Below are 26,844 nucleotides of genomic sequence, written 5' to 3' on the forward strand. Positions count from 1 at the left end.
AGGGAGGACCGATGGCGTGCCTTGGCCGCCTCAGAACTTGAAGGTGAAGGCCACCTGGTAGTTGCGCCCGCTCTTGTAGAGGCCCAGCGGGGTGCGCTTCTGGGTGTCGTACCAGTAGTAGGTGTCATCCAGCAGGTTGGAGGCACTGAAGGTAACGCCGAGCATCTCGTTGAACTGATAGCCGGCAATCAGATCCAGCTGCTTGTACGCGTCGGCGAACACGCTCGCGTTCTGGCGTCCCACCTGGTTGTAGTACTCCGAGCGGTAGCTGTAGTTGACGCGCACGCTGAACGGGCCTTTCTCGAAGTACGGCGTCACCGTATAGGCGTTCTTCGAGACGTACGGCAGGAACAGGTTCGTGCTGGTGTCGGTGTCCGTATAGGTGTAGTTGGCGTTGATGCCGAACCCGTTGTCGAACGCCTGCTGGTAGATCAGCGACACGCCGGTGGCGGAGGCGTCGGCGACGTTGATCGGGCGGCTGATGGAATAGACGCCGGACACGCCGGAGATCGGGTTGGTCAGCTGCTGCTCGATGGTATTGGTCACGACGTAGTTGCTGATGTCGCGGCGGAACACCTCGGCCGCCAGCATGCTGCTGGGGGCGAAGTACCACTCGAAGGCCAGGTCGTAGTTGGTGGCCTCGTAGGGTTCGAGATCGACGTTGCCGCCGCCGCCGGTGAAGTCCTGGTCGTTGAGATCCAGCGTGCCGGCCAACTGGCCATAGCGGGGGCGGGCCATCACTTTGGCGGCGGAGAAGCGGGCCACCATGTCGTCGGTCAGCTCGTAGGCCAGATTGAAGCTCGGCAGCGGCTTGTAGAAGCTGCGGTTCGCGAGGGCCCGGTCATAGCCGCCAGAGCCGTTGCTGACCCAGTACAGCGACTTGTCGGAGGTATCCACGTAGCGCACGCCCAGATTGCCGCGCCACTTGCCGGACTCGAAGTTCGCCTGCGCGTACAGGGCGGTGGTGATCTCCTTGACGTTGAACGAGGGACCGTAGTTGTAGGTGTACGGGCCGCGCGGCGCCAGCGAGTTGAAGTAGGCGATGGCCTTGCCCAGATCGGCCACCGGCCAGGAGGCCAGGTCGCCGCCGGCGCCCAGGCCGTCATACAGCCCGCTCGGCGACATGCCGCCCAGGATCTCGGTCAGATTGAGCGCCGACACCACGTCCACCGCGTTGCCGCGCGAGGACACGCCGTTGTCGTGGTTGGTGTACTTGTAGCCGACCTGGATCTGGTTGATCGGACCCCAGGCCACGTCATGGGTCGCGTCGAACTGGAAGTAGCGCTCCTTGTCGCGGCTGGTTTCGTAGTACTGGCCGCCGTACTGCTGGCCAGGCGCCAGGCCCCAGTTGGACGCGGCGTCGTTGTCGTAGTTCACCACGGTATGCCGCGCGTCGTACTCGAAATCGAAGCCACCGCTGAGCAGCAGGGTCTTCATCAGGTATTCCGGATCCTTGCCGCCCTTGGCGCTGGTCACGCCGGCCTGGGTGGTGAATACCCAGCTCTCGCCGGACCAGTCGTGGCGCAGGTTGATGCTACGCGTTTCGACCTCGCTCTTGCGCAGGTTGAAATCGTGCTGCGCGTACGCGTCGCCGCCGACTTCGGCCGCGACCACGTAGCCATTGTCGATGGTCGCGCTGGTGATCTGGCCCAGGCTGCAGGCCGGGCAGATGTAGCGCGCCTGGCTGAAGTTGTCGTACTTGCCCTTGACGTAGATACCGGTCAGGTTGATTTCGTTGTTTTCGTTGGGCTTCCACTGCAACGCCGCCTGCAGGCCGTCACGCTCGCGATCCTGCTGGAAGTAGGAACTGCTGATGCCGACCGGCAGCTTGGCGGCGGCGGGGTCGCCTTCGCCACTGATGACGGCGGTGTCGGGCAGGCCGGTCGTGTAGCCCCAGTATTCGAGGCCGGCGCGGGAAATGCTCTGCTTGTCGTGGGTGGCCGAGATCAGGAAGCCAAGGTCCTCGGCGGCATTCTTCCAGCTCCACAGCAGCGAGGCGCGCGGATTGCCGTCTTCCGAACGGTCGTTGTAGTTGTAGCCGACCGTGCCGCGCAGCGTGTTCCTGGGCAGGTCCAGCGGCCTGCGGGTATGCACGATCACGGTGCCACCGATGCTGCCCTCGTCGATGCGCGCTTCCGGTGTCTTGTAGACCTCCATCAGGCCGATGATTTCCGGAGAGAGCAGGGTGTAGTTGAAGGTGCGCCCGCTGGTGTCGGTGGGATTGCCGCCCCAGTCGCCCGAGGCGATGGTCTGGCCGTTGACCAGCACCCGGTTGAGGGCCGGATCGGTGCCGTTGATGCTGACTTTCTCGCCTTCGCCGAACTGGCGATCAACGGTGATGCCGGGCAGGTGCGACAGCGATTCGGCGGCATTGGTGTCCGGGAACTTGCCGATGTCCTCGGCGCTGATCGCATCGACGATCGAATTGGCCGAGCGCTTGACCGCCTGGCTCTTTTCCAGCGAAACGCGATAGCCGGTGACGGTGACGGTGTCCAGATCCGAGGCTTCTTGTGCCTGGGCGTTGAAGGCAATGCAGGCAATGACGGCTGCCGACAGTGCGGACTTGCGGTATTTCATGACCTTTCCTCATCAAATGGGTGGTTGCTGCGATGGTTGCCTGCTGCCGATTTGCGGTGGTTCCGTGCCCATCCCCGGCGTGGGACGCGCCCCTCCGTTTTCTTCAAGGTCCTGTTCGTTTTCGTGCGCCGCCGGTCGGACGGTGGATGCGAGTGGCGTTGCTTTGCCCGATGCCCGGACCTGCATCCGTGGCTCGCCCCGGGCGACTTGCCCGGGTTTTGTTCTCGTCAGGTAGCGCTACCAAATGGCGGCCAAATAAAAAGGCGGGTGACTCGAATTCGATTTCGCGAACCGGGCGGTCGCGCGCCGCGCCGAGGGGCGAGCCGAACGATGCCGCGGCCTGGAGAAAAGAAGGGGAGGGACCGTGGTCGCGTCGGGGTGGCCGAGACGAGCGCGGGGTGTTCGAAGCCTGCGCGGGTGGCGAACCGGCTTCGGCATGACCAAGGTCCACTGTGAGAAGTGGCACATCGCTGATCGGTACGTCCGTTCGAGATGCAACAGCCATTGCAAGGTGCCCCCACCCGTGATGCGCCGGCACGGGCGCCAACGCGAGCCGAGTTTGAATCGATATAAATTCAGATGTCAACGACCTGTCATCGGATGCTGCTAGGAAGGGGCAATAGCACTCATTGGGCCCTGTTCATTTAAGAAAATTGGAACTTTGCTCGCGAATTTGAACGCAATCAGGCCATTTGGATCGTTTCATATGAGTTCTTTTTCGGGCCATCGGCGCCAGGGAACAGCCATCCGGAGGTGAAAAATCCGGCCGGGAAGGAGGCTTCAACAGACCGCTGAAAGACGGTGCGGACGAGGACGGGAATCCGCCCATTTCACCCATTCCCCCTGCCTCCCATGTCATGGGGGACACCCTTCGGCTGTCGCGAGAACGGGCGCTCCGGCACCGCCCCTCCCGCGATCAATAGGCGTTCGACCATCAACCTGCCTTGGCCTGCCGGCACGCATTCGCGTGGTCGCGCCAGCGGGCACCGGTGATGATGAAGGCAGCCAACCCACGGGTTCCACGGCATGCATCGGGGCGACTATCCGCAGGGGATCACCGCGCGGGCGACGCCACGATTTTCTTCGACCGACAACGCCATTGACGATAGGGGACCACGATGAAACGACGGAGCTTTCTGCAGGCATGCGCGGCGATTGCGGGTACCGCCGCCCTCAGCGCGTACCGGATGGCGCCGGGCAGGGAAGGGACGACGCTGGACGCGGCGGCGTTTACCGCGCTGCGCCGTTTCGCCGACACGCGGTTCGGACGCATCGCCCACGTGGAAGTCGGAAGCGGCCCGGCGGCCCTGTTTCTCCACGGCCTTCCGTTGAACGGCTTCCATTGGCGCGGTTCGCTCGAACGCCTCGCGCCGCATCGGCGATGCATCGCGCCGGACTTCATGGGACTGGGCTATACGGAGGTCTCCGGGGAACAGGATCTTTCCCCGCAGGCGCAGGCGGACATGCTGGTGGCCTTCCTTGACCATCTCGACGTTTCGTCCGTCGACCTCGTCGCCAACGACAGCGGCGGAACGATCGCGCAACTCTTCGCCGTGCAACATCCGGAACGGGTCCGGACGATGCTGCTGACCAACTGCGACGTCCACGAGAACTGCCCGCCGGAACAGATGCGCAATTCGATCAACGCGGCCAAGGCCGGCAACTATGACCCGAAGATGCAGCGCCACCTGGACGATCGCGTCTACGCCCGTTCGGACAAGGGCATCATCGGGTCGGCCTACATGACGCCCGCGAACGTCACCGACGAAACGATCGAGTACTACTTCAAGCCGCTCGTGTCGTCGCCGCTGCGCAAGTCGCAACTCAACCGCTATCTCGCCGATCTCGAGCCCAATCCCTTGCTGGCAATCGAACCGGAACTCCGGCGCCTGGACACGCCGACGCGCATGGTCTGGGGCACGGCGGACGCGCTGTTTCCGGTCCGCTGGGCGAACTGGCTCGACCAGGCCCTGCCTGGCAGCCGCGGGGTCCGGTGGGTCGAGGGCGGCAGGCTGTTCTGGCCGGAAGAGATGCCGGAGGTGGTCGCCGGGGAGGCGCGGGCGCTCTGGGGTGTTTCGTAACGCGATCACCGTGTCGAAATCGGATCAGCCCGTTCGTCGAAGAATGGAATCCACGACGGAAGGAAAGACATGTCGCCGACCACGAGCCTCGCTTGCGCTTGCGGACAGTTCAAGCTGACCCTCCGGGGAGAGCCCATCACCAGCGTCGCATGCCATTGCGACAGTTGCCGTGCCGCCGGCGTGCGACTGCAACGGTTGGCCTGCGCGCGGCCCCTGCTTGACCCGCTGGGCGGGACGCGGTTCGTTCTCTACCGGAAAGACCGCATCCGCTTTGTCGCCGGCATGGACCGCCTGAAGGCCTTTCGGCTGTCGTCCGACGCCAGCACCCGGCGCGTTCTCGCGTCCTGCTGCAATACGCCCGTGTTCCTCGAATTCAAGGGCGGGCATTGGTTGAGCCTTTATGGGGGGCTGTGGCCCGATACCACGCTGCCGCCACTGGAGATGCGCACGATGACCGGCGATCTGGCGGACGCGTCGTTCCTGCCCGCCGACGTTCCCAACTTCAAGCGCCAGTCGTTCTCGTTCTTCGCCCGGTTGTTGAACGCATGGATCGCCATGGGGTTCCGCAGTCCCCGCATCGAGGTCGGCGGCGAGATCCATGCCTGAGATCAGGCGGGAGACGCGGGAAGGAGCATCGATGCGGAAAACTGAACCGACGCCTGCCGCAAAGACAGGGCTGTCTGGATTGCGGTGGCGCCGCCGGCGCAGGATGGCGTTCCGGACCACTCGCCGCGTGTAGGGATTCGCGCATTGCCCACATCCGTGGAAGGGTGAATTCCCTTCGGGCCGTCTAGTGAGGCGGATGGGCAGGTCATAGAGTCCGGATACACAACACGGGTAACGCGCCGGATGGGTGCAGCCCGAACAGCCAGAGACCCCCATGAAAATTCGTGAACTTCTGAAGTCCAAGCCCGGCGATGTGGTCACCATCGATATCGGGGATACCATCGGCGCCGCCGCCAGGAAGATGACCGCCCACAAGATCGCGGCGCTGGTCGTGACCCGCCTGGCGCAGCCGGTTGGCGTCGTGTCCGAACAGGACGTCGTGGCCGCGCTGGCGGAACACGGCGCGCAGGCCGGCGAGCGGCCGCTGAGCCGGCTGGTGGATGCCGCCATCGAAAGCATCACGCCCGACAGCACGCTGAAACAGGCGATGTCGATGATGACCCATGCGCGCCGGCGTCATCTGCCGGTGATCAGCGACGATGAGCTGGTGGGCATCGTCAGCCTGGGCGACATCGTCAAGAACCGGCTGGACGAACTCTCGCTCGAACGGGACGTGTTGCGCGACATCTACATCGCCGCGCATTGACTGGCGCGGCACGAGACTAAAAAAAACCGCCCTTTCGGGCGGTTTCTTGGAGCAACCCGTGACGATGCCGGCGCATCGGCACCGACGGTCTCAGTAGTCGAAACGGACGCGCAGGCCGACCGTGCGCGGATCATTCCAGTAGGCACGGATGAAGCCGCCGGCATCGTCGGCCCAGTTCTTGGTCATCTTGTCGGTGGCGTTGAGTACGTACAACTCGGCGCGCCAGAACGAGGGTGACTGCAGGCTCAGGCTGGCATCGACCGTGGCGTAGGCTTCCTGCGCATCGGAGACGTGCGCGTTGTCCAGGTTGCGCAGGGTGAAGTACATCTTGTCCTGCCACTTGACGTTGATCCAGGGCACCAGCTCATAGCCGTTGCCGAACCGGAAGGTGTGCGCCACGTTGACGCCGGCGGTGAACTTCGGGGTCAGCGGCAGGTGGTTGCCGGTGATGTCGTAGATCTGCCGGCCCGCCAGCTCGGGATTGGGACCGTTGTAGGGGGGCGGGCAGGGCACCGCGCCGAACTCCTCGCGCACGCCGCAGTTCCACTCGTCGCTGAAGGTGGGATAGTCCTTCATCTTGCTGTTGATGTACGAGAAGAAACCGCCAATGCGGGTATTGGCCGTGGGCAGGTAGTCGAACTCCACTTCCACGCCCGGGATGTTCACGGTGCCGACGTTGACGGTCTGCCATTTCTTGACCACGTCGCAGGTCGGATCCCATTCCGGGCAGGGCTCGTTGACAATCACCTTGGCGGCGAAGAAGTCGCCGGTCACCTGCATGTCCTTGTAGCGGCTGTAGAAGGCGGTGACCGACAAGCTCAGGCGCTTGTCCAGTAGCAGGCCCTTGTAGCCGACTTCCAGGTTGGTGACGGTTTCCGGCCGGTAGGGGAAGAAGGTGTAGTGCGGGCCGGCGGGGCCGTCCACGCAGACCTTGCCGTCACAGGCGTCGTCCTTGTCGCCGAAACCGCCCGCCTTGTAGCCGGTGGACAGCGAGGTGAACAGGATTTCGTTGTCCGACAGATCCTTGGTCAGGCCCAGGCGGTAGGTGAACTTGCGCCACGAATCGGAATGGGCGTTTTCCGCCGGCGGTCCCCACAGCCGGTAGGCGCCGATGCCGGCGAACGGTCCCATCCCTTCGGTCAGGTCACGGCCGTTGTGCGGGCGGAAACCGGGTTCGCCCGGCGTGCCCGGGTCGTACAGCCCGTTGTAGTAGGCCGTCGATTCGCTGTCCCAGCCGCCATACACCTGGCCACCGCGATCGGTCTTGGAATCGCGGCTGAAACGCGCGCCGAAGGTCGCCGTCCAGGTGGGCGCGAAGCGCCAGTCGGCCTGCGAGAAGATCGCCTTGGCGTCGATCTGGCGGTTGGGCTGGTGATAGAACTGGCTGATCGGATAACCGAACGGGGCATTGACCAGCATTTCCTGGGCGTAGTCGATCGAGTTCTTCTCGTGCATCCAGAACAGGCCGGACACCAGCTTCAGATGCTCGCCCTGGTGCTTGAACTGCAGTTCGTGGACGAACGACTTGTACTCCGAATCCAGGGTGATGGAGGTGTTGTCGCGCACCGGCCAGACGCCCCAGTCGCCTTCGGCCGGCACCGGCAGGGTCGCGGTGACCTGCGAGGGAATCTCGTGGTAGCCGCCATCGTCATCGGAGATCTGGAAGCGCTTCTGCCTGGCGAACGCCACGCTGTACTCGATGCTGTTGGTGTCGCTGAGATACCAGTTGAGGTTCGAGCGCACCGTGTCGATGGACATGTCGGTGCGGCCGGGCACGTTGATCTTCACGTCCCACTTGCCGCCGGTGCAGGCGAAGCGGGTGCCAGCGGCCTGCTTGCAGTCCTTCAGCCCCACCTGGCCGGCGCCGGAGTTCTGGAACTTTTCATAGGCCAGCAGCCACTCGACATCGTCGGTGATGGCGAAACGGGCGGCGATGCGGGCCGCCCATTCGTCCCGGTTGTAGTAGTACTTGCTGCGCGGGACCTTGACGTTGCGACGCTGGTCCACGTCCGGGATGCCGTCGGCGATGAAACCCCGTTCCGGAATGTTGACGTCGGTGAAGTCCTGCTGCTGGTCGATCCAGCCATCGCGCTCGATTTTGGTGGCGGCCACGCGCAGGGCGAAGCGATCGTTGACGGCGAGGTTCTGGATCAGGTTGATCTGGCGCAGGTTGTAGCTGCCCAGTTCGATCTCCGTGCTGCCGAAGCTGGAGTCGAAGCGCGGCTTGGCCGGAATGATGTTGATGCTGCCGCCGGTCGAATTGCGGCCGAACAGGGTGCCCTGCGGCCCGCGCAGCACTTCGACTTGGTCCACGTCGAACATCAGCGCCAGCGCGCCCTGCGGGCGCGGGGAATACAGGCCGGCCACATGCAGGCCCACGGCCGGGTCGCCGATCTCGGTGAAGTTGTTGGCACCGATCCCGCGGATGGTGACCTGCACGCCGGAATCCGGACCGGCGGCGATCTGCAGGTTGGGCATCTTGCCCGACAGGCCGCGCACGTCGCGGATGCCTTCGCGGGTCAGCGTTTCCTGGGTGACCGCGGTGACGGTCACCGGAGTCTTCAGCAGATCCGATTCCAGGCGCGTGGCCGACACCCGCACGGTCTGCAGGGTGGTCGTGGGTTCGCCCTGGCTGGCCTGCTTGTCCTCGCCATCCGTGCTGGACTGGGCCAGGACCGGGGCGGTGGCACAGCCGAGCAATACCGCCGCCACCGCGGCGGCGATGCCGGTCGGTCGAACAGCGCTGGGATGCTTTTTCATCATTGGCTCCTGGTTGTACGGCGACTCGGGGCGGTCGGGCCCGCGCAGTGGCTGGTGTGATTGCCCATCAGGGCGAGGCGGGGGTGTTTTTCGCGGAATACAGCGTCTGGTTGCGCACCAGCGGCCTGGCCCAGGCACTGACGCTGAGGATGTAGAGCAGGGGGATGAAGACCAGCGACAGGCCCACGCGCAGGCCCCAGTGATCGGCGACGACGCCGATCAGCAGCGGCACGATGGCGCCGCCGAGGATGCCGCTGCACAGGATTCCCGAGAACGCGCCGTGGTGCTGGCGCACCGAGTTCAGTCCCAGCGAGAAGATCACCGAGAACATCACCGACAAGAAAAAGCCCGCAGCGGGAAACGCCAGTGGAGAGACGGCTGCGGAACCGAAAAGGGCGAGCGCGAGGCAGGCGATGGCCAGGAGTGAGAAAATCGCCAGCACCAGCTTCGAATCCAGCAGTTTCAGCAGCCCCAGTCCGGCCAGGCAGCCCAGCGACATCAGCCCCCAGAAGCGGCTGACGGCGACGGCGCCGTGTTCGGTGGCCGACAGGCCGTGATAACTGTGCAGGAATTGCGACATCCAGTTGGCGATGGATTGCTCGGTGCCAACATAGGCGACGATGGCCAGGAAGAACAGGCGCACGTCGCGACGTCGCAGCAGGCTGCGGTAGGCTTCGCGGCTGCCGGCGCGTTCGTCTTCCTTCAGTTCCACCGCCGGCAACGGCAGCTTGTAGTTGAGCAGGGCGAGCAGCACGAAGGCGGCGCTGAAGTACCAGTAGAACGTCAGCCAGGCCAGCGGCTGACCCTCCACGCCGGGACGCTGCATGTACAGCCTGAAGACCAATGGGCTGAGGAAGGACGCCAGGCCGAATACCAGCTGCGCCATGACCGAGAAGAACGCGAAGTGCTCCTCGCCGCCAGCGGTGCGCATCAGCGGATTGATCACCACCTGCAGCAGGGCCATGCCGAGGCCGATGACGAACAACCCGGCGACCACCGAGACATAGCCGGGAAGCAGGGCGATGGCCAGCGCGCCAAGGAAATTCAGCGCGAAGGCGGCGAACAGGGTGTAGCGGGTGCCACGGGTCTCGATCAGCATGCCGCCCGGAATCGAGACCAGGCCGTAGGCGAGGAAAAAGGAAAATGGCATGAAGCCGGCCATGGTCAGGCTCAGCTTGAAGTCCTGGATGGCGATGGGCATCAACGGCCCGATCAGGTTGGTGATGAAGGAGATCGCGAACCAGATCAGGAGGATGTAGCTGATGATCAGCGGCCGGTGCTTCATGGTCGTGGCTCCGGGATCAGGGAGACGGGTGCAGGCAATGCGAGAGTTCACCCGCGGCGATGGTCTTGCGCGGGAAGCGCGGCAGGATCGCCGCGGCGGTCCGGCAGCCGGCACCGAGCGCATCGTGCAGACCGGCCTGGTTCAACCGCGCCGCCAGGTAGCCGGTGTTGAAACTGTCGCCGGCCCCCACCGTGTCGAAAATCCCGTGGGCCACTTCGATCGCGTAGTGGGTGCTCTGTCCGTCGACATGCCCGAGCGCGCCGGCCGCACCCAGCTTGATGATCAGATGGGCGCCGGGCTTGAGCAGGCGGGCCACGCGCTGCACCGCGATCGTCAGGTCCTGGGTGCCGGCGATGCTCATCGCCTCCAGTTCGTTGATCAGCAGATGGTCGCAATGGACCAGCCAGCCTTCGACTTCCTCGTGCACCCGGGGCGTCCAGCCTTCCGGTGGCCAGCCCGGATCCAGCGCCACCTGGTAACCCCTGGCCGACGCCTGCGCCAGCAACTGGCTGTAGTCGTCGCGCAGGCCCGGCAGCAGGAAAGGGGCGGTGAACAGGGCGATGCTGCCGGCCGGCGCCGGCGGCAGGTGTTCGAGTACGAAGGCCGGGGTCAGGTGCTGCAGGTGCCCGCAGCTGGTGAAGAAGGTGCGTTCGCCATCGGCGTGCATCAATCCGACCGACATGGTGGTGTCGCTGGCGCAGGTTTGCAGATCGACCGGAATGCCGGCCAATTGCAGCAGCAGCCACTGGGCCAGGTCATCGTTGCCGATGGCGCCGATCAGGCGGGGACTCAGGCCAAGGTGGCGCGCCGCCAGGGCGGAGTTGGCCGCCGAGCCACCGGCACGCAGCTCGCTGCGCGGCAGCAACTGTTCGGTGCCAATCTTGGGCCAGCTGTTCAACGTGCCCAGGACCAGGTCCACGCTGACATCGCCGATGATGCTGAATTGGGGCTGATCGTGCTTCATGGGGCCGACTATAGGCAGCCCGATTCTTCCCTGTCAATAAAAATATCCAGTGGAAGTTTAATTAAATTCGACGCCCCCCATTGGCCGGGCGGTGGCCCAGCAGTTCCGCGGCCTGCATGTCGCCCGGATCGTCCTTCTGCACGCCCTGCAGGCGCGGCGAGAGCAGCTCATGGATGGGCAGCACGGCGGCGCCCAGCAGCGAGCAGTCTTCCTCGCGCTGGGAAATCATCACCCGCGGCAGTTGCGGCGCGGGGCGGCCGCGCACCGAGCGGTGCAGCGGTTGGGCCAGTTCGACCAGGCGCCGGACCAGCTTTTGCGGCGCGAAGCCGCCGATGACGATGGTCTGCGGGTCGAGCAGGTTCTCGATCATGCAGATGGCGTCGCGCAGGCGCTGGGCGGCCTGCTGGCACCACTGCTGCAAGGGCTGGTCATTGGCGTCGTCCAGCCGATCCAGCAGGTCCGATGTGCGGATCTGGCCGTCGTCCATGCCCAGCGCCTCGGCCAGCGAGTGCAGCGACAGGTAGCGCTCCAGACAACCCTGGTTGCCGCAGTAACAGGGTGTGCCGCCGGGCACGACCGGCACGTGGCCGATCTCGGTGGCATTGCCGTCGGCGCCACGGTAGTGGTTGCGGCCGACGATCAGCGAGCCGCCCAGGCCCATGCTCAGGTGCAGGTAGAAGAAGTTGTCCAGGTGCCGGGCGACGCCGTACAGGGTCTCGCCGAGCGCGCCGGCCACGCTGTCGACGCTGTGGAACAGCGGCAGGCCGGTGGCTTCCTGCAACTGGTCGAGGATGGACAGATCCTTCCAGCCCTCCAGCGCGGTGGGGCCGACGAAACTCAGTTCGGTATCGCCGAGCGGGCCGGGCAGGGCCACGCCGATGCCCCAGACCCGGGCATTGGCCTGCCGGCGCAGGTTGGCCACCAGTTCCAGCAGCCCGGCCAGCAGCTGCGGGCGGTCGCAGCCCTGCAACTGCACTTCGAAACGGGCGTCGATCCGGCCGACCAGATTGACCAGCGCACCCGAGGCACGGCCCGGTTCCAGGCTGATGCCGATGGACTGGCCGGCGTCGGGATTGATTTCGAAGGCGATCGGCGGCTGCCCGCGGGTTTTGAGGTCCTTCTGCCGGCGCGAGACGATCAGGCCGATGGACTCCAGCTCATTGGTGATGTTGGCTACCGTCTGCGGGCTGAGCGAGACCTTTTCCTGGATGTCCTTGCGCGAGGCCGCGCCATGCTGGCGGATGAAATCCAGCACGAGGCGGCGGTTGTAGGGGGCGCTGGACTGCTGGGTGGCGCCGCGGCCAATGTTCATAGGCGTTGAAACCGGTTGAGCGTAGGGGAGGGGAGGTGCATACCCTTATATTTATACATCCATGTGAAATATTTATTGACGGCGGCCGAATCCGTGGCTAAGTTGCGACGCTAGTCTATCCGGAACCGTGCCAATGACCCGATTGCCGCCTTCCTGCAAGACCGGTGTTCTCCTGGTGGCCGCGCTGGCGACGGCGCTGTCCGCCCAGGCCTACGCAGCGCCCGCCTCGGAGCAGAAGCCGGCGACCACGGTGTCGGTGAGCCTGCCCAGCGAACCGCTGCTGGTGCAGATCAACCAGGTGGCGCTGGAGCGGCGGGGGCCGAAGCAGGCCATCGTCGAATACACGGGCGAGGCCACGAAGGGCAGCTACACGGTGCTGGTCGATGGCAAGCCGGTGCGGAACGGCGACCTGCGGCCGCTGCAACCATTCACCGAATGGGGCTCGGGCAAGCGCTATTTCAGCGTCGATTTTTCCGATGCCGAGCAAAGCGGCCGGTATCAGGTGGACGCGCGCATCGGTGGGCAGCATGCGCTGTCGGCGCCGGTGGCGGTACGCGACAACGCCGTCTTCGCCACCACGAGCGCGCAGCTGCTCGGCTACTTCCAGCGCAGCCGGCATACCGACGACGCGGATCGGGATCTGCCCATCTTCCAGACCTCGCGCCGGGTGAACGTGTGGGGCGGCTGGCAGGATGCCGGCGGCGACAAGGGCAAGTACCTGTCCCATCTCGGCTACGCCAATCACTTCAATCCGCAGCAGGCGTCGATGGCGGTCTGGGTGCTGGCCTATGGCGCGGATACGCGCAAGGCACTGTTCGCCGCCCACGGCCTGCAGAAGCAGGTCGAGGACGAGGCGTTCTGGGGCGCCGATTACCTGCACCGCATACTGGACGCGGAGGGCTACTTCTACACCACGGTGTTCGACCAGTGGGGCACACCCGGCGCAAAGCGCATGGTCACCGGCTACGAGGGCGCCGCGGGAACCTATACCACCCTGTATCGCTCGGCGTTCCGCGCCGGCGGCGGCATGGCGATCGCGGCGCTCGCGCGCGCCTCGATGCTGGCCAAACAGGCCGGACGTCACGGCGAATTCGACGGCGCGACCTATCTGGCCGACGCGGAGCGCGCCTATGCGCATCTGCGCGAGTTCAACCCGCAGTACTGCGCCGACGGCAAGGAAAACATCATCGACGACTACACCGCGCTGATGGCGCTGGTGGAACTGCACAACGCCACCAGCCAGCCGCGCTATCTCGACGATGCGCGCGAGCGCGCCGCCAGCCTGATGGCGCGCCAGCAGGCCGATGGTGGTTTCATCAGCGATGGCGGCAGCCGTCCTTACTACCATGCGGCCGAAGCCGGCCTGCCGGTGATCAGTCTGTCCGCCTATGCCGATATCGAACCGGAACAGGCGCGCCGCCAGCGCGCACTGGACGCCATCGCTTCAGCGCTGAAACACGAACTGGCCATCACCCAGGCGGTGTCCAATCCGTACGGCTATGCCCGCCAGCGCTTCCAGCTCACGCAGGACGGCAAGGCCGCGGGCGAGGTGCTGGAAGGATTCTTCATTCCGCACCGCAATGAAACCGGCTACTGGTGGCAGGGCGAAAGCGCCCGCCTGGCATCGCTCAGCGCGGCCATGGTCATCGGCGGACGCAAGCTGGCCGCCGATGGCAAGGCCGGATACGGCCTGTCTGGCGAGCAGGCCGGCTATGCGCAGGCGCAGCTCGACTGGACGCTGGGCCGCAATCCGTACGGCATGTCCATGCTGTATGGCTTCGGCCAGAAGAACCCGCCCACGGTCCTTGAGAGCGCCGGCGAAATGTTCGTGGGCGGCATCTCCAACGGCATCACCGGGGCGGTGGGCAGCGACACCGGCGCCGGCATCACCTTCGCACCGGGTCCGGACTCGGAACAATGGCGCTGGGTGGAGCAATGGATTCCGCATACCACCTGGATGCTGTTCGCGGTGATGGCGATGAGCGAGGATTCCCGTCCGGCAGCCCCGGCGTCTGCCGTGGACAGCCCGGCATCCGATACCAGGAGTACCGCGCATTGATTGGCGCGGCAGGGAGTTCGTCCAGGCAGGCTTGATCGCTTTCCGCGTCCGGGTGCAGTCCGCATGCCGAGCCTGGCGCTTGTCTATCGCGTCATCGCGGTAGACGGTTGCTACTGGACAGGCACATAGGCGTGAAGCCCACCACGTATGGTCGGGACATAAACGGTGCCATCCGAATCCACGGTTGTTCCGACGGTGAACATCGGTTTTCCAGGCAGATGTTCCCTGTCATGAACCTTGCCGGTCTGGACGTCGACGACCACCAGATCCAGGGTGCCACCACCATTGGCCACCGTTGCGTAGGCGAGGTGACCTGCGGCCTGGGTCGCGATGCCCCGGTTCTGCAGGTCGTCCCTGCGCCATAGAACGCGCGGCTGGTTTCCCAGATCGCGAATGGCCATGAGGGGAGCATCGCCACCGCCGGCGGGCAGGATGATGCCGTCGGGCGAGACCGAGGGACTGCCGCCCGCGGAGTAGCCGATGTCGATGCTCCACACGCGCTCGCCGGTACGCGCATCGAGTGCCAGCAAGCGCTGGTTGTTGTCGGTCAGGTAGACCCGGCTGCCATCCGCCGACAGACTCGGACTGGCCGCGCTCCCGCCCGGGAGCGTGTCATGGGTCCAATCGGCGGTGATGCCCTTGGCGTCCGCGCCGGCCAGGATCTTCATCGAACGGACACCGGCCGCGGGTGACTCCGGTGCCCAGAACGTGAAGATGAACCTGCCAGCGCGCCGATCCAGCGCGGGCGTGTTGGCGCTCGGACATGCCCGGGTTCCACGCATGCAGGCAAGCGCGTCCCAGGAGGGGTCGAAGACGGGATCCGGGATCAGTTCAAGGGGATCGATGACGGTTTTCCCGGTCCTGCGGTCCAGGCGGTAAATGACACCCACATGGGTGATGAAAACCAGATCGCCATCGGCAGTGAACTGTGCCGACAACGGGAATCCGATGAGGGGTGTTTCCCAGCGCTTGCCGCCGTCGTGCCGGAACGAATGCATCGACGCACCATCGGCGATGTACAGATTGCGATCCGCGTCCAGCAGCGGCGAGGAAGCCAACGCGAGGCGGTCCAGCGCATCGGTGCACCAGAGTGTCCGGCCGGTCGCCCGATCCAGCGCGTGCAGCCGGCAGCCCGGTCCGCTGGTGGTGACATACAGTTGCCCGTGGCCATCACTGGTCGGTCCCAGGTTGATCATGCCCTCGAAGGAACGGGACCACGCGTGGACGATGCGCGCGGATCCCGGCACCAGGCTGTAGTCGCTGTTCGATGCATCGGCATGGGTGGCCGACCAGCCAGGCGCATACACCGGATCCCGTTCCGGAACGACAACGGGTGCGGCCAGGACAAATCCCAGGGCAAGGGCCGACAGCTCCATCACGTCAAACTCCTCGAAAGAAATGGCTCGGACGTGTGCAGCGCGGGTTGTACGGGCCGCCTATCTGTCGATGCGTTCAATGAAGGCATCCACCTGCTCCGTGTAGACGCCCGGCAGGCCGAGTTCCCGATTGATCGCCATGTGGGACAGATCCTGTTCCATCACCTCCACGCGGACGCCCAGCGATGTCGCCTTGCGCGAGAACCGCCAGGAAGGCGGACAGGCGCCTTGGCGACGCGAAGCGCACACCAGCAGCATCGGCGGCGCTCCGGGGGCCAGGAGATGATGCGGCGATACCGCCTGCCAGTACGACGGGGAGTCACCGAATGCCGCGTCGTACAGGGCGGGATGCGGAACGGTCCGCATGATTCCGACGACATCCACCGCGCCGCTGTCCAGTGAAATGACACCCCGTGGCGGGCGTGCCCCGTGCTTCGCCAGGCGTGCGGGATCCGCCGCCAGCAACAGTGCCAGGTGCGCACCCGCCGAATGGCCCATCAGGATGAAACGAGCCGGATCGCCGCCCCAGGCCGGTGCCAGTTCCTGTGCCTTCGCGATGGCGCGGGCGACATCCTCGGCCTGGACCCGTGGATCCGCCTCGGGGAGCAGGCGATAGTCGGTCGAGACGATCACGTAGCCCTTGGGAATCCAGTAAGCGGCCTTGTTCGCAATCAGGCCGCGATGATCCTTCCAGCCATTGCGCCACGCACCGCCATGGACGATGAAGAGCACCGGCGCGTTCCTGGTTTCCGCGGGAAGGTAGACATCGAACCTTTGCCTGGCGTCGTTCCCGTAGGCGACGTCGGCAAGCACGCGCGTACCCGCGGGGAGATCGGTTTCGGCCGCGTCGCTCGCGGGTGGCAGGAAGGCGATGAAGGCGAGGAGGGCCGCCAGCAGGCATGGACGCAATGTCGAAAGGCGCATGGTCACTCCAGGTTGGATTTCAGCCGCAGCGTGGCCCGCAGCCCGTGTGGCAGGTGGGAACCGAGTTGGAGATCGCCCGCGTGCTGGGCCGCGATCCGCTCGACGATGGCCAGGCCCAGGCCGCTGCCACCGCGCGTGGCGTCATGGACGAAAGGCTTGCGGGCTTCGCGCGAATGACCGGGCGGCATGCCCGAACCGTGGTCGATGACGTCGACGCACCACGCATCGCCCTCCCGCCGGAGCCGCAGTTCATACGGCGGGGCACCGTGCCGAAGCGCGTTGGTCACCAGGTTCTCCAGCGCCCGGAGCAGGGCCATCGGTCGCCCGCGCAGCCACGCCTGGTCGGGAACCTGCAGTTGCCAATCCACGCCGGAGGCGGCGACAACCTGCCGGCAGATGGCCGCCAGATCGAGGGTGCGATTGTTTTCATCCCTGCCATCGCGGGCATAGGCGATGAACTGTCCAAGGATGTCGTCCATCTCCTCGATATCCCGATGCATGCCCGCGCGCAGTTCCGGATCGGTTCCCGGCAGCAACTCCACCGCGTACTGCAACCGCATCATCGGCGTGCGCAGATCGTGCGATATGCCGGCGAGCATCAGGTTGCGATCGTCCATCATCGCGCGAAGGTCATCGCCCGCCCGGCCAAGCGCCTGCGCCAGTTCCGCCACCTCCCGCGAAGCCTGGGGCAACGGCAGGCGCGGCCATTCGCCGCGCACCACGTCCGGTGCGTGCTGCGCCAGGCTGCGCAGAGGGATGACCAGCCTGCGGGCGAAACATCCCGCCGCCACCAGCACCGCGAGCGCGCATGCCAGCAGGATCAGCAGCGGCAGCCAGCGCACCTCGCCCTGCGCCCGTTCGCGCGCGAATGAAATCCACAATGAAGGCTCAGTCCGCAGCCTGAGCCAGAGGACCGGTCGCCCGCCGGGGCCGTCCGCAATCCGGACCTCGCGCGGCGCCACATCCCCGGCCCCCGAAAGCGACGCCAGTTCACGCAGGTAGGGCGCGATCCGGGGCCGCGTGTCCACGGGCGGAGCGGTCTGGAAACGCAGGCCGGCGGCCTGCAGGCGGCTCACCGTGGTGTCGATCGGTTCCTTCCGGGCAAGCGTCTCCACGGTCCTGGCAAAGCCATCCATCACGCGATAGGACTGTTCCGCCGCCGGACGCACCCACAGTTCCCGGACCAGCAGGAAGGTCAGCACGAACGCGCCCAGCAGGCACAGCGAAATGACCGCCACCAGTTGTCCGAACACCGTCGATGGCCGGTTGATGCGCGGGGTCATGCGCGGAATCATGCGCGGAATCATGCTTCCTCCGCCGGCGGGACGAACACATAGCCGGCACCCCATACCGTCTGGATCAGGCGTGGCCGGCGCGGGTCTTCCTCGACCAGCTTGCGCAGGCGGACGATGGTGATGTCGATGCTCCTGCCCATTACCTCCAGGCCGCGGCCGCGCGCCAGGCTCATCAGGCGGTCGCGGCTCAGGGTGGTATGGGGATGGCGCGCGAGCACCGAGAGCACGGCGAATTCGCCTCCGGTCATCCGCAGGGGGCGTCCATGGCGATGCAGCGTCCTGGCCGCCATGTCCAGGGTGAACGCGCCGAAGCGCAGGCATCCGGCCTCGGGCGAAGGAGCGCCGGGAACGCGGTGGGAACGTCGCAATACGCTGCGTATCCGCGCCACCAGTTCGCGCGGATTGACCGGCTTGGGAATGTAGTCGTCGGCGCCCATCTCCAGCCCGACGATGCGGTCCACGTCATCGCCCTTGGCGGTGAGCATGACCACGGCAACGGCGTCGTCCTGCGAGCGCAGCCGGCGGCACAGGGCCAGCCCGTCCTCGTCCGGCAGCATGAGGTCGAGCACGACGAGGTCGTAGTGATCACGGCCCAGGGCGACGTCCATGTCCCTGCCGTCGGCCACGCCTTTGGCATGCAGGCCCGATTCGCGCAGATAACGGCACAGCAGCTCGCGAAGGCGGGCGTCGTCATCGACGATCAGGATGCGGGACGGCGTGGATTCGTTCATGGCGGTCACTATGTCGGCAATGCCGGTCGCCGGCAGCGGGGAACCGGTGCCGATTTGTAAGCGGATGTTTCTGGAACGCCCGGGAGAAACGGCGGTTTACATCTGCGTGCGATGGAGGGAGCGGAGCGCGATTAGCGTGGATGCGCCGGAATTCCCGGCCAACCCCTACCCGAAGGAACCACCATGAACACAGTCCCTGTTTGGACCCGAATGTTTGTTTTCGCGATAGCACTGGCCAGTTGCCAGTGGGCTGTCGGACGCGAGCGTTTCCGCCATGTGGAACGGAGCCCGCATGCCGGCGAGGTTGAAGCGGCCCGTTCGAATGCCCGTTTCGAGTCCCGGCGGAGCCGCCATTGGCAGGCGGACGGGCATGGAAACGCCTCGCTCAATCGGCAGGGCTCGGCACAGGGTCATCGGGGCGGGACCGCCGGCTATCAAACTTCCAGCCAGCGCGATCACGCCGGGAATGCGAGTCGTCAGCGCGATATCTCGCTCCATGGTCCCGGCGGGGCGGGCGTCGACCGTTCCGGCAGCATCAGCCGGAGCGCGGACGGCAGCGTGTCCGGCACCCGCGCCACCACGCTCACCACGCGCGATGGCGGCCACTACGACGGCTCGCTCGCATTCTCCGACGGAAAGGTCAGCTACTCCGGGAGTTGCCACGATGCCAATGGCGATCCCGCGCCCTGCCGCCAGCGCTGATTGCGACAACCCGGAACGTTGAATTCCCGTAGACAGGATCCCATCCATGAAAAGCATTCATTTCACCCTGCTCGCGAGCTTGTTGCTGGTTTCGTTCGCCGCGGATGCGCAGCAAGGTCGCGGCGCGCGCAAGCAGGCGCTCCAGGAACGCCTGCAATCCGCCGATACGGATCAGGATGGCTACATCAGTCGTGCCGAGGCCGACGCTTCCTTGCCTAGGCTGGCCGAGCATTTCGATCGCATCGATGCGGATCGCGACGACAGGATTTCACGCGAGGAACTCCGCGCGGCGGCCAGCGAACTGGCCGGAAGACGACGCGGCGGCCAACGCTAGCTAGTACCCGTGGGGGGAACGGGTGTTCCCCTCACGGGTGGCCAGCAGGGAAGCAGGTGGCGGTACGCACCGCATTCAGACGACAGGCGGGGAAGCGCGATACGGGCGCAGCTGTTCCCGCCAGACAAGCAGATCTGCGAACTCATCGGCCAGACCGTCGTCCTGCCAGCAGCGTCGCTGCGCTTCGCCGGGAAACACGGCATCGGCCTCGGGGACCACCGCGTCCAGCAGGGCGCACAGGGTGATGTCGGCGTAGCTGAAGGCATCCAGGACGAACCCCGTTCCGGATTCGCGCAAACCGCGGCGCAATGCAAACAGCGCGTTCCGGTGGTTGCCGGCCCCGTACAAGTGCGCGTACTTCCGGTCCAGTGCGTTCACCACGCGGCGGGTGATCGGGCGGAGCAGGGGCCTGAGTCGCGAAGGTAGGTGGGGAAGGGATTCGTCGAGCGCGTCCGGATGCTCCGCGATGGTCCTGACCACACGGGTCCTGGCGGCAGCCAGGCCCACCTCGCTGATGTCATCCCAGAACCGGATCCGGTCGAAATCGCCCAGCCGATCATCACCCGAAGCCAGCGCGGCGTACCGGGCGATTTCGAACGAGCCACGTACCGGCCCCGTGTCCGTCAACAGCACGGGAACCGACACCTTGCCATGCCATTGCCGCAACCTGAGCCTGAGCCCGGGCTCGCTGAGGAACGGGACGTACTCCTGGTAGCGATAAGCCACGTCGCAGTAGTCCAGCGCCCATCGCGCCTTGCGCGTCCAGGGCGAGAACACCTCGCCGATCAGCAGTGCCATGCCACCCTCACGCTATGCCGGCTCGGTTCAATCCATCAATGCCGCATCCAGCGCCTCGGCAAACTCGCGCGGCTGGTCGAGCATCAGGTAATGACGGGCATCGGTGACTTCCACCAACGTGGCCCGGCTGCTCGCATACTGCTCCCGGTAGCGGCGGGCCATGTATCCGGCGGGCGCGCCAAGGGGCGACTGGTCGGCGAAGATGACGGTCAACGGCGGGCGCAGGCTGGCGACTTCGGCTCTCAGGTCCGTGGTCGAAAGACTTTCGTACAACGCGGCGTAGGTGTCTCGATGGCTGCGTGCGCCGCCTTGCGCGATTCGGGCGGCGGTGTCCGGATCGCCCACCGCGGACGAAGCCTGCGTCCGCATCCGCTTTTCGAAGTCCGCCGTGTTTTCCGCGCGCATCTCTCGGACCTCCGCGCCGACTTTGCCGCGCAGTTCCTCGTCCACGCTCGTGCCGCCGCGATTGGCGGACATGAAGGGCAGCGCGTCCACGATGATGACGCGCGCCACCAGATCGGGCTGCCGGAGCGTGGCCATCAGCGCCGCCACGCCGCCGGCCGAATGCCCGACAAGCATGACGGGACGAGACGAATTCCGCTGGATATAGCTCGTCAGCGCTTCGGCGACCGCGCCGATACTGCTTGGTGCGGGAGCATCGCCAACGGGCCCTTCGAGTCCGGCTATCCGGAGCCTGTGCACGCGATACCGGTCCGACAGTCGCACCGCGGTTTCCTGCCAGGAAACATCGCCACCGGACAGGCCGGGAACAAGCACCAGATCCGTCGTACCGGTGCCCGTTATCTCGGCGGTGATGGGAAGGGAAGTGGGGGAGGGGAGCGTCGCGGCGCAGGCCAGCCACGGCAGCAGCGAAAGGGTGAACGCGAACAGGCGAAGACCACGCATCTGGACTCTCCGGTGGGTGCGATGTGGCGGGAAGGATGGACGCCCGGGTCAGGCGGAACGGACTTTACCCGCTTTCCGGATGCGCTCCCCGAACGACTGGTCCTGCAACGCCTTCAGCGCGTTGCGAAGCACGTCTTCAAGCGAAATTCCCAGGTCCTCGTTGAGACTGGCCGCCGCCTTCGCGGTCGTCGCCCAGTGCTGTTCAAGGAGGGGCAGGCGGGCCTTCGCGTAGGGGGTCAGGTGCACGATGCGCTCGCGACTGTCCTCGCCGGGCAGGAGCTTGACCCACTTGGCGCGTACCAGCGCGCTCAGGGTCTGGCTGACCGCCGAATGGCTCACGCCCATCCCGTCGGCGATGTCCTTGATCCGCGAGGGGCCGTGTTGGGAGAGCGCGCGGATGATCGGCGTGAAGCGCGGTTTGTAGTCGAGTCCGGATTCGGCGTACGCATCCGCGACCGCCGAATCCAACTGATCGATGAGCGTACGCAACAGCGTGCCCAAAGTCGCATGTGGTGTTGTCATGCCCAGGAATATATGTTAGCACTTATATATTGTCAATAACGGCATGGGAGGAGAAGGGTCATGAGCCAGGCACTATGGTTGGCGGCGATGCTGGCGGGCGGTTGTCCGCAGCAGGAAGCCGTGCTCGAACAGATGGCGAAGGCCATCGAGAAGGACTACGTGATTGCCGGGGAAGCCCGGCAGATTGCCGAAAGCGTCCGCGACTGGTCGGACAAGGGACGCTATGCCGATGCATGTGGCGACTGGCTTTCCTTCTCCAAGCGACTCAACCGGGATCTGGATGCCTACGACGGACACTTCCTGATCGAGCGGGTGATCGAAGAGAAGGCGGGCGCCGATGACGATTGGCTGATGGCCTGGCGGGCGGCCGGCAAGCCCGCCAACATGGGCGTACGGGAAGTGAAGGTGCTGGAAGGCAACATCGGTTACCTGCGCCTGGCGTCCTTCTATCCCTGGGACATGGCGGGCCCCAAGCTTCGCAATGCAATGGAACTGCTCAAGGACACGCAGGGACTGGTGCTGGACCTCAGGCAGAATGGCGGCGGCGACGCGGATACCGCGGGCCAGCTGGTGCGTGCATTCCTGGGCGACGAGGTGGCTTCGGTGCAGGACATCCAGGCGCGCTCGGCGCGCCGGACGGAGCCGCTGCCCAAGCGTGATCTGCCGGAATACCACGGCGGGCTGGTGATACTGATGGACCGCCGTTCCGCCTCCGCATCGGAGTACGTCGCCTATTCCCTGCAGGCCGCCAGCAGGGCGGCGGTGATCGGTTCGCGCAGCGCGGGTGCAGCCAACTTGCTGGGTGACCCCAAGCCATTGCCGCATGGCTTCCAGATTTTCATTCCGGATGCCCGGCCGCTCAACGTCCGGACCGGCGGCAACTGGGACCGCGAAGGCGTGGTTCCGGATGTGAACGGTGGAGATGATCCGCTCCATGTCGCGCGCCGCGTCCTGGGCGGCGATCTGGAAGTCGGCGAAGCAACCCGATGACCGTGCGCCGGAGGCGCGGACTTTCATGATCATCGTGATCAACGGCCCACTGGGCATAGGCAAATCGACGCTCTCCGAAGTTCTTTCGGAGAAAATCGATCATTGCGCCATGCTGGACGGCGACAGCCTGGTCGCGGTCAATCCGCTGCCTGCGGATCCGGTCGAGCACCTTCACCGGGGAATCCTGTTGCTGCTGCGCCACCATCGACGGTTCGGCTACCGCCATTTCGTGATCAACCATCTCTGGGAAACCGCAGCCGACCTGGAGGACCTTCGCTGCCGGCTGGCCCGGTTGGACGATCGGATCTTCTGCTTCCGCATGACGCTGGATCCCGAATCGAATCTGGCCCGGATAGACCGGCGGGCAAGCGCCAGAGCGATCGACGAACTCGACTACGAGAAGAAAACATTCCACCGCGAACATGCTGTACTGAGCGGCGCGGCCGGCAGCGAGCTTGGCGAGCCACTAGACACGGCCGCGCCGCCCGAGCAGCTTGCCGATGCCTTGTTGCGTGAAATCCGGCATCGTTACCCGTCGGGTGGTGTCCAGGTCGGGTAAGTATCAAACCAGGCGAGGGACGAACCCTATGGTGAAATGTCTTGGAAGCGGCTCCGGAATGCGTACCCGGGCCGGAAAGGCGGGCCGTGGAAAATGAATACCTTGCAGACCATTCTCGATTCAGTGATCCACAGCAATGCAGGAGAGCCGAACCATGCCGGATTCGGCTGGACGGGCATTGGAGCAATGCCGGAGGTCGGGCCGGCTGCCTTTCGGCACGTCGTGTTCGCCCCCTTGCCCGAGGACGAAGTGGAGCGTCGCCAGCGAAGGTCGCCGACCACGTTTCCCCCCGCGCGTAATGGCGTACCTGGCGTCCTTCAACGGCGCGCATTTCTATCAGGGAGGCCTTTCGATCTTCGGCCTTCGCGCCGAAGTCAGCCGCGATCCGGAGCGTCGCCAGCCATTCGACCTGATCGATCATAATGGTCTGCTCCGCCCGGCAAACTCGAATCCCGAAAACTTCTACATTGGCGGTCTCGATGAGGACGGGTCCGTGCTTTACTTCCGCGTTTGGGGCGCGCGCATCTACCGTCGTCTGGAGACTTCGACGGAGCCACTGGAGCAGTGGGAGAATTTCGAGTCGATGCTGGAGTGCGTGCTGAACAGGCTTGCTGACGAGTTCAAGGGCGATTAACCGGTCCGAGAGGGCTATCCCATCACCGGCAATGGCTCGAACACCCTAGGGCGCCCTATTGGTGTCGGACTAACTCTGGACGAAATAGGCACGCAGGTCACATCGATACGTAATGGCAACCCTTTCCGGACGCCGCGGTAACGGGAGGGTGCTACGGTCCGGGTATGAAGCTCAGGACACAACGAAGGATCGCCCTCGGCGCCCTCATTGCGGTGGCGCTGGTCGCCATTGCATACGGCGTTTACTGGTGCATGGAGCCTGGCAGAGACAGGACAGCGACAGACATTCCTCCTATTGCCGGCGCGCGCTAACCGTATGGTGGGAAGTCCGGCTAGGAGTTGGTCTGGCGGACGGTTTCGGTGTGGGCTGAGGCCACCCAGGCCCCATCCTTGCGGACCCATGTCGTGGTGTCGTAAACCACCATGTCCTGGCTCTTCCCGCTGACGGTAATGGACTGGTCCGCTTTGTAGGTCGCAATGGCGACATCAGGCGCGGGGAAAATTACCCGTTCCTCGGAGAACTTGAAGGCCGTGACCCGCGCATCGCCGGACGAAGCCATTTTCCTGTATTCGGAGGGGCTGAAGTGATGGATTCCCCATCCGGAGACGGAAACTGATTCTCCATCAAGCAGCGAGATTGCAGTATCGACGTCCGTATCGACTATCGCCTGCCAGAACTGCCGTTCCAGCTCCATGATGTCCTTCTGGGTAGTCATGTCGAGGCTCGGTATTGAAGGAAACCTGGATTTTTCACACACGACGTGTACGCAACGTCATCGCGTTGTGAGGGCGGGATGACGCGGTCAGGCCAGGAGCGCTAGACAACTTTGGGTGTCTTTATGCGCCAGGGAGGCCAGGTCACCTGCAGCCATCATTCCCCTTTCACTGTTCAGCGCGCAACCTCGATACCCTGCGGAGGGCGCGGTAGTGAAGTTGACATCTGGCGAGATTTGGATTGCGGTGGCTGTCGCCGTCTCAGTGGCGATAATCCTTGTCGTTCTTTGGTTTCTGGTAGGCCCGGTGCTGCAATTGGATGGGGAACGATGGATGCCTTGAGAGGGCAAAGGCATGATGCTGATGTTTCATTGCAAACTGCGGGGCCGTCGGTTTCCGGGGCTGGTCGCGAAAGGCGGTTCGGCCGTTCTATCTGGTTCTCGCCTCGTCCATCTTCTGCGCATATGAAATGACAGTTCGCTCGTCCTGAGCGGCCTGCTTCACCGAGTTCAGCCAGCGTACGGCGGCGCCTCTGTTCTTGATCAGACCACCCAGGTCATCGTCCAAACACGCGGCGCAGACTTGTCCTCCGGGACTCGGGCTGCTGCAACGAAGGCATGGAGCCATCGTCGTGGTGGCAGGCGGCCTAAGCTGATAGACAATCTTGACCATCAATGCGGTGGCTTGGTCGGAGATACTCATCGTTTATCCTCGCGGGTAGTGATTTTCAATGGGGGCGAGGTCGTCGGACGCTCTTCTTCCGCCTGATTGGAAGGGCGGGTTGTTTGAGTGAGAAGGGCGGGCGTGGCTTGGCCAGGTTTTTGTTGGTGCGTTCTTTGAGGTAAGTCATCTGTAGCCCCTTGTGTACGGTTCAGCCTTGACGTCAATTCGCTCCTGGAGCCGGTGTGCGAAGGCGCATGACAGGCGACATCCGCAGGAGGACTTTGACCAGGGGGACAAGAAAACGGCAGGAATTCCTTCCTGCCGTTCGCAATCCATTGCATGTCACCCGTTAGTGCTTGGTCGATGCCGGGATGTTGACCTTGTCGATGCCATGGAGAACGCCATTGGTCGAGGCGATATCCGCCTGGGTAACCTCGGCGCCATCGATGCTGAGCCTGTCGCCTGCCAGTTGAATGGGGGGCGGCTGGCCGTTCACTGTCCGCGCAGCCTCCCACTTGCCGATGTCCGCCTTGCTGCGGCGACCATTGACGAGGTGATAATTCAGCACCGAAGTGAGCTCCGCCTTGTTCTCGGGCTTGAACCATTCTTCCAGCTTGCCCGGAGGCAGTTTGGCGAACGCTTCATCGGTAGGAGCGAAGACCGTGAAGGGGCCTGGTCCAGCCAGGGTGTCTTTCAAGCCTGATTGGTTGACGGCGCGGGCGAAGGTCTTGAAGGAACCGTTGGCAGCGGCGGTATCCAGGAGGTTCTTCTCCTGGGACTTGTTTTCTTGGGTCGTGTTCATGGGTGAGCCTTGGTGTGATTTGCGGATTGCAAATCGAAGATGGCCGAAGCCAAAGCCCCGATTGCCGGGGCGAGAACTCAATGCGGAGAGTGGGTGGAAGTGCGGCGCGGCTTGAGGAGCCGTTGCGGCATTGCGCGGCAACCCGATGACCATAGCCCCATGGTTGTTACTGTGCCGTGAGCGTTGCCGTCGGTCTGAGCGGGGGACAGGCATCGGCGCTTGCGTCGCAGAAGTGCTATGGTGAGCCGCTGCTGGAATGCGAACCCCGCCTATCTCCAACGTCCGTCTCGTGCCGGCCTGCACGAAAGCGAGGACGTCATGAACAGATGCAAGGGGCACCGTGTCGTGAGTGCCAAATTCGGTGAAGGCATTGCTGCCATGCAGATATCAGGCGCTGTGGAAAGGGCCGAGAACGAAGGCTGGCCGATACCGCCCTCCGCCGTGGAATCACGGCCATCCATTGCCAAGGCGAGCGCTGTGCGGCACGTAGCCAAACACATTGCGTGCCATTTTCGCAGTGAATTCAGATTCTGGACGGGATTTCC

Annotated in this window: 23 protein-coding genes; 9 read left to right on the top strand and 14 right to left on the bottom strand. The window is 64.7% G+C overall.

The genetic code is table 11. The annotated features are described in order from the left end of the window. Nucleotides 1–30: 30 nt before the first annotated feature. Nucleotides 31–2,577, bottom strand: a complete 2,547-nt coding sequence (locus ACTJI2_RS04510) for a TonB-dependent receptor (protein ID WP_183636243.1) — start codon at nucleotides 2,575–2,577, stop codon at nucleotides 31–33. Nucleotides 2,578–3,695: 1,118 nt separating this feature from the next. On the opposite strand from ACTJI2_RS04510, the gene ACTJI2_RS04515 reads away from it, so the two are divergent. The 3 genes from ACTJI2_RS04515 to ACTJI2_RS04525 all read left to right on the top strand — a co-directional run bounded on the left by ACTJI2_RS04515 (nucleotide 3,696) and on the right by ACTJI2_RS04525 (nucleotide 5,970). Beyond that, nucleotides 3,696–4,658 (top strand): alpha/beta fold hydrolase, encoded by a 963-nt coding sequence (locus ACTJI2_RS04515; protein ID WP_440841242.1) that lies wholly within the window; start codon nucleotides 3,696–3,698, stop codon nucleotides 4,656–4,658. A gap of 69 nt (nucleotides 4,659–4,727) precedes the next feature. Then, complete coding sequence (locus ACTJI2_RS04520; RefSeq protein ID WP_440841243.1) at nucleotides 4,728–5,264, top strand: GFA family protein; 537 nt, start codon at nucleotides 4,728–4,730, stop codon at nucleotides 5,262–5,264. A 274-nt stretch (nucleotides 5,265–5,538) separates the two neighbouring features. Beyond that, entirely contained in the window at nucleotides 5,539–5,970 is a 432-nt protein-coding gene (locus ACTJI2_RS04525) for a CBS domain-containing protein (protein ID WP_192198467.1), read from the top strand. Between the two features lie 90 nt (nucleotides 5,971–6,060). On the opposite strand, the gene ACTJI2_RS04530 is transcribed toward ACTJI2_RS04525, so the two are convergent. From ACTJI2_RS04530 to ACTJI2_RS04545, 4 genes are all read right to left on the bottom strand, one after another. Further along, complete coding sequence (locus tag ACTJI2_RS04530; protein WP_440841244.1) at nucleotides 6,061–8,730, bottom strand: TonB-dependent receptor; 2,670 nt, start codon at nucleotides 8,728–8,730, stop codon at nucleotides 6,061–6,063. 67 nt (nucleotides 8,731–8,797) lie between these two features. Further along, on the bottom strand, nucleotides 8,798–10,015 hold the full coding sequence (locus ACTJI2_RS04535) for an MFS transporter (RefSeq protein ID WP_440841245.1): 1,218 nt from the start codon (nucleotides 10,013–10,015) through the stop codon (nucleotides 8,798–8,800). A 16-nt stretch (nucleotides 10,016–10,031) separates the two neighbouring features. Further along, nucleotides 10,032–10,979, bottom strand: coding sequence for a carbohydrate kinase family protein (locus tag ACTJI2_RS04540; RefSeq protein WP_440841246.1), 948 nt, complete (start codon nucleotides 10,977–10,979; stop codon nucleotides 10,032–10,034). Between the two features lie 61 nt (nucleotides 10,980–11,040). Continuing rightward, complete coding sequence (locus tag ACTJI2_RS04545; protein WP_440841247.1) at nucleotides 11,041–12,291, bottom strand: ROK family transcriptional regulator; 1,251 nt, start codon at nucleotides 12,289–12,291, stop codon at nucleotides 11,041–11,043. A 133-nt stretch (nucleotides 12,292–12,424) separates the two neighbouring features. On the opposite strand from ACTJI2_RS04545, the gene ACTJI2_RS04550 reads away from it, so the two are divergent. Next, nucleotides 12,425–14,350: a glycoside hydrolase family 9 protein gene (locus ACTJI2_RS04550; RefSeq protein ID WP_440841248.1), complete on the top strand. Its 1,926-nt coding sequence runs from the start codon at nucleotides 12,425–12,427 to the stop codon at nucleotides 14,348–14,350. 110 nt (nucleotides 14,351–14,460) lie between these two features. On the opposite strand, the gene ACTJI2_RS04555 is transcribed toward ACTJI2_RS04550, so the two are convergent. From ACTJI2_RS04555 to ompR, 4 genes are read right to left on the bottom strand one after another with little or no spacing between them, the layout of a single operon-like run. Next, the gene (locus ACTJI2_RS04555) at nucleotides 14,461–15,726 is read right to left on the bottom strand and encodes an outer membrane protein assembly factor BamB family protein (RefSeq protein WP_440841249.1); all 1,266 of its coding nucleotides are present in this window, start codon (nucleotides 15,724–15,726) and stop codon (nucleotides 14,461–14,463) included. 60 nt (nucleotides 15,727–15,786) lie between these two features. After that, nucleotides 15,787–16,650: an alpha/beta hydrolase gene (locus ACTJI2_RS04560; protein WP_440841250.1), complete on the bottom strand. Its 864-nt coding sequence runs from the start codon at nucleotides 16,648–16,650 to the stop codon at nucleotides 15,787–15,789. 2 nt (nucleotides 16,651–16,652) lie between these two features. Continuing rightward, complete coding sequence (locus ACTJI2_RS04565) at nucleotides 16,653–17,957, bottom strand: ATP-binding protein (protein ID WP_440841251.1); 1,305 nt, start codon at nucleotides 17,955–17,957, stop codon at nucleotides 16,653–16,655. Beyond that, nucleotides 17,954–18,676 (bottom strand): osmolarity response regulator transcription factor OmpR, encoded by a 723-nt coding sequence (gene ompR / locus ACTJI2_RS04570; RefSeq protein WP_440841252.1) that lies wholly within the window; start codon nucleotides 18,674–18,676, stop codon nucleotides 17,954–17,956. The genes ACTJI2_RS04565 and ompR overlap by 4 nt, the downstream gene beginning before the upstream one ends. 558 nt (nucleotides 18,677–19,234) lie before the next feature. Here ompR and ACTJI2_RS04575 point away from each other — a divergent pair. Together ACTJI2_RS04575 and ACTJI2_RS04580 are read left to right on the top strand one after the other, a co-directional pair. Continuing rightward, the gene (locus tag ACTJI2_RS04575; protein WP_203323041.1) at nucleotides 19,235–19,378 is read left to right on the top strand and encodes a hypothetical protein; all 144 of its coding nucleotides are present in this window, start codon (nucleotides 19,235–19,237) and stop codon (nucleotides 19,376–19,378) included. Between the two features lie 46 nt (nucleotides 19,379–19,424). Next, entirely contained in the window at nucleotides 19,425–19,712 is a 288-nt protein-coding gene (locus ACTJI2_RS04580; protein ID WP_440841253.1) for a hypothetical protein, read from the top strand. Nucleotides 19,713–19,787: 75 nt separating this feature from the next. Here ACTJI2_RS04580 and ACTJI2_RS04585 read toward each other — a convergent pair whose 3' ends face one another. The 3 genes from ACTJI2_RS04585 to ACTJI2_RS04595 are packed head-to-tail and all read right to left on the bottom strand — an operon-like array spanning nucleotide 19,788 to nucleotide 21,917. Next, on the bottom strand, nucleotides 19,788–20,510 hold the full coding sequence (locus ACTJI2_RS04585; RefSeq protein ID WP_440841254.1) for a glutathione S-transferase N-terminal domain-containing protein: 723 nt from the start codon (nucleotides 20,508–20,510) through the stop codon (nucleotides 19,788–19,790). Nucleotides 20,511–20,537: 27 nt separating this feature from the next. Beyond that, on the bottom strand, nucleotides 20,538–21,416 hold the full coding sequence (locus ACTJI2_RS04590; protein WP_440841255.1) for an alpha/beta fold hydrolase: 879 nt from the start codon (nucleotides 21,414–21,416) through the stop codon (nucleotides 20,538–20,540). Between the two features lie 48 nt (nucleotides 21,417–21,464). Next, nucleotides 21,465–21,917 (bottom strand): MarR family winged helix-turn-helix transcriptional regulator, encoded by a 453-nt coding sequence (locus ACTJI2_RS04595; protein ID WP_440841256.1) that lies wholly within the window; start codon nucleotides 21,915–21,917, stop codon nucleotides 21,465–21,467. An 81-nt stretch (nucleotides 21,918–21,998) separates the two neighbouring features. Here ACTJI2_RS04595 and ACTJI2_RS04600 point away from each other — a divergent pair, with 81 nt between their 5' ends. The 3 genes from ACTJI2_RS04600 to ACTJI2_RS04610 all read left to right on the top strand — a co-directional run bounded on the left by ACTJI2_RS04600 (nucleotide 21,999) and on the right by ACTJI2_RS04610 (nucleotide 24,121). Beyond that, nucleotides 21,999–22,928: a S41 family peptidase gene (locus ACTJI2_RS04600; protein WP_440841257.1), complete on the top strand. Its 930-nt coding sequence runs from the start codon at nucleotides 21,999–22,001 to the stop codon at nucleotides 22,926–22,928. Between the two features lie 25 nt (nucleotides 22,929–22,953). Then, nucleotides 22,954–23,487: a Gar/GrdA family gentamicin resistance ATP-binding protein gene (locus tag ACTJI2_RS04605; RefSeq protein WP_440841258.1), complete on the top strand. Its 534-nt coding sequence runs from the start codon at nucleotides 22,954–22,956 to the stop codon at nucleotides 23,485–23,487. 298 nt (nucleotides 23,488–23,785) lie between these two features. After that, complete coding sequence (locus ACTJI2_RS04610; protein WP_440841259.1) at nucleotides 23,786–24,121, top strand: hypothetical protein; 336 nt, start codon at nucleotides 23,786–23,788, stop codon at nucleotides 24,119–24,121. 331 nt (nucleotides 24,122–24,452) lie between these two features. On the opposite strand, the gene ACTJI2_RS04615 is transcribed toward ACTJI2_RS04610, so the two are convergent. Both ACTJI2_RS04615 and ACTJI2_RS04620 read right to left on the bottom strand, forming a co-directional pair. Beyond that, nucleotides 24,453–24,836 carry a nuclear transport factor 2 family protein gene (locus tag ACTJI2_RS04615; RefSeq protein WP_183636287.1) on the bottom strand — a complete coding sequence of 128 codons (384 nt, stop codon included), beginning with the start codon at nucleotides 24,834–24,836 and terminating at the stop codon, nucleotides 24,453–24,455. A 1,010-nt stretch (nucleotides 24,837–25,846) separates the two neighbouring features. Continuing rightward, nucleotides 25,847–26,299 (bottom strand): fasciclin domain-containing protein, encoded by a 453-nt coding sequence (locus ACTJI2_RS04620; protein ID WP_440841260.1) that lies wholly within the window; start codon nucleotides 26,297–26,299, stop codon nucleotides 25,847–25,849. Nucleotides 26,300–26,844: the final 545 nt, after the last annotated feature.

The sequence above is a fragment of the Pseudoxanthomonas sp. 22568 genome (assembly GCF_052044485.1).
GTDB lineage: Bacteria > Pseudomonadota > Gammaproteobacteria > Xanthomonadales > Xanthomonadaceae > Pseudoxanthomonas_A > Pseudoxanthomonas_A beigongshangi.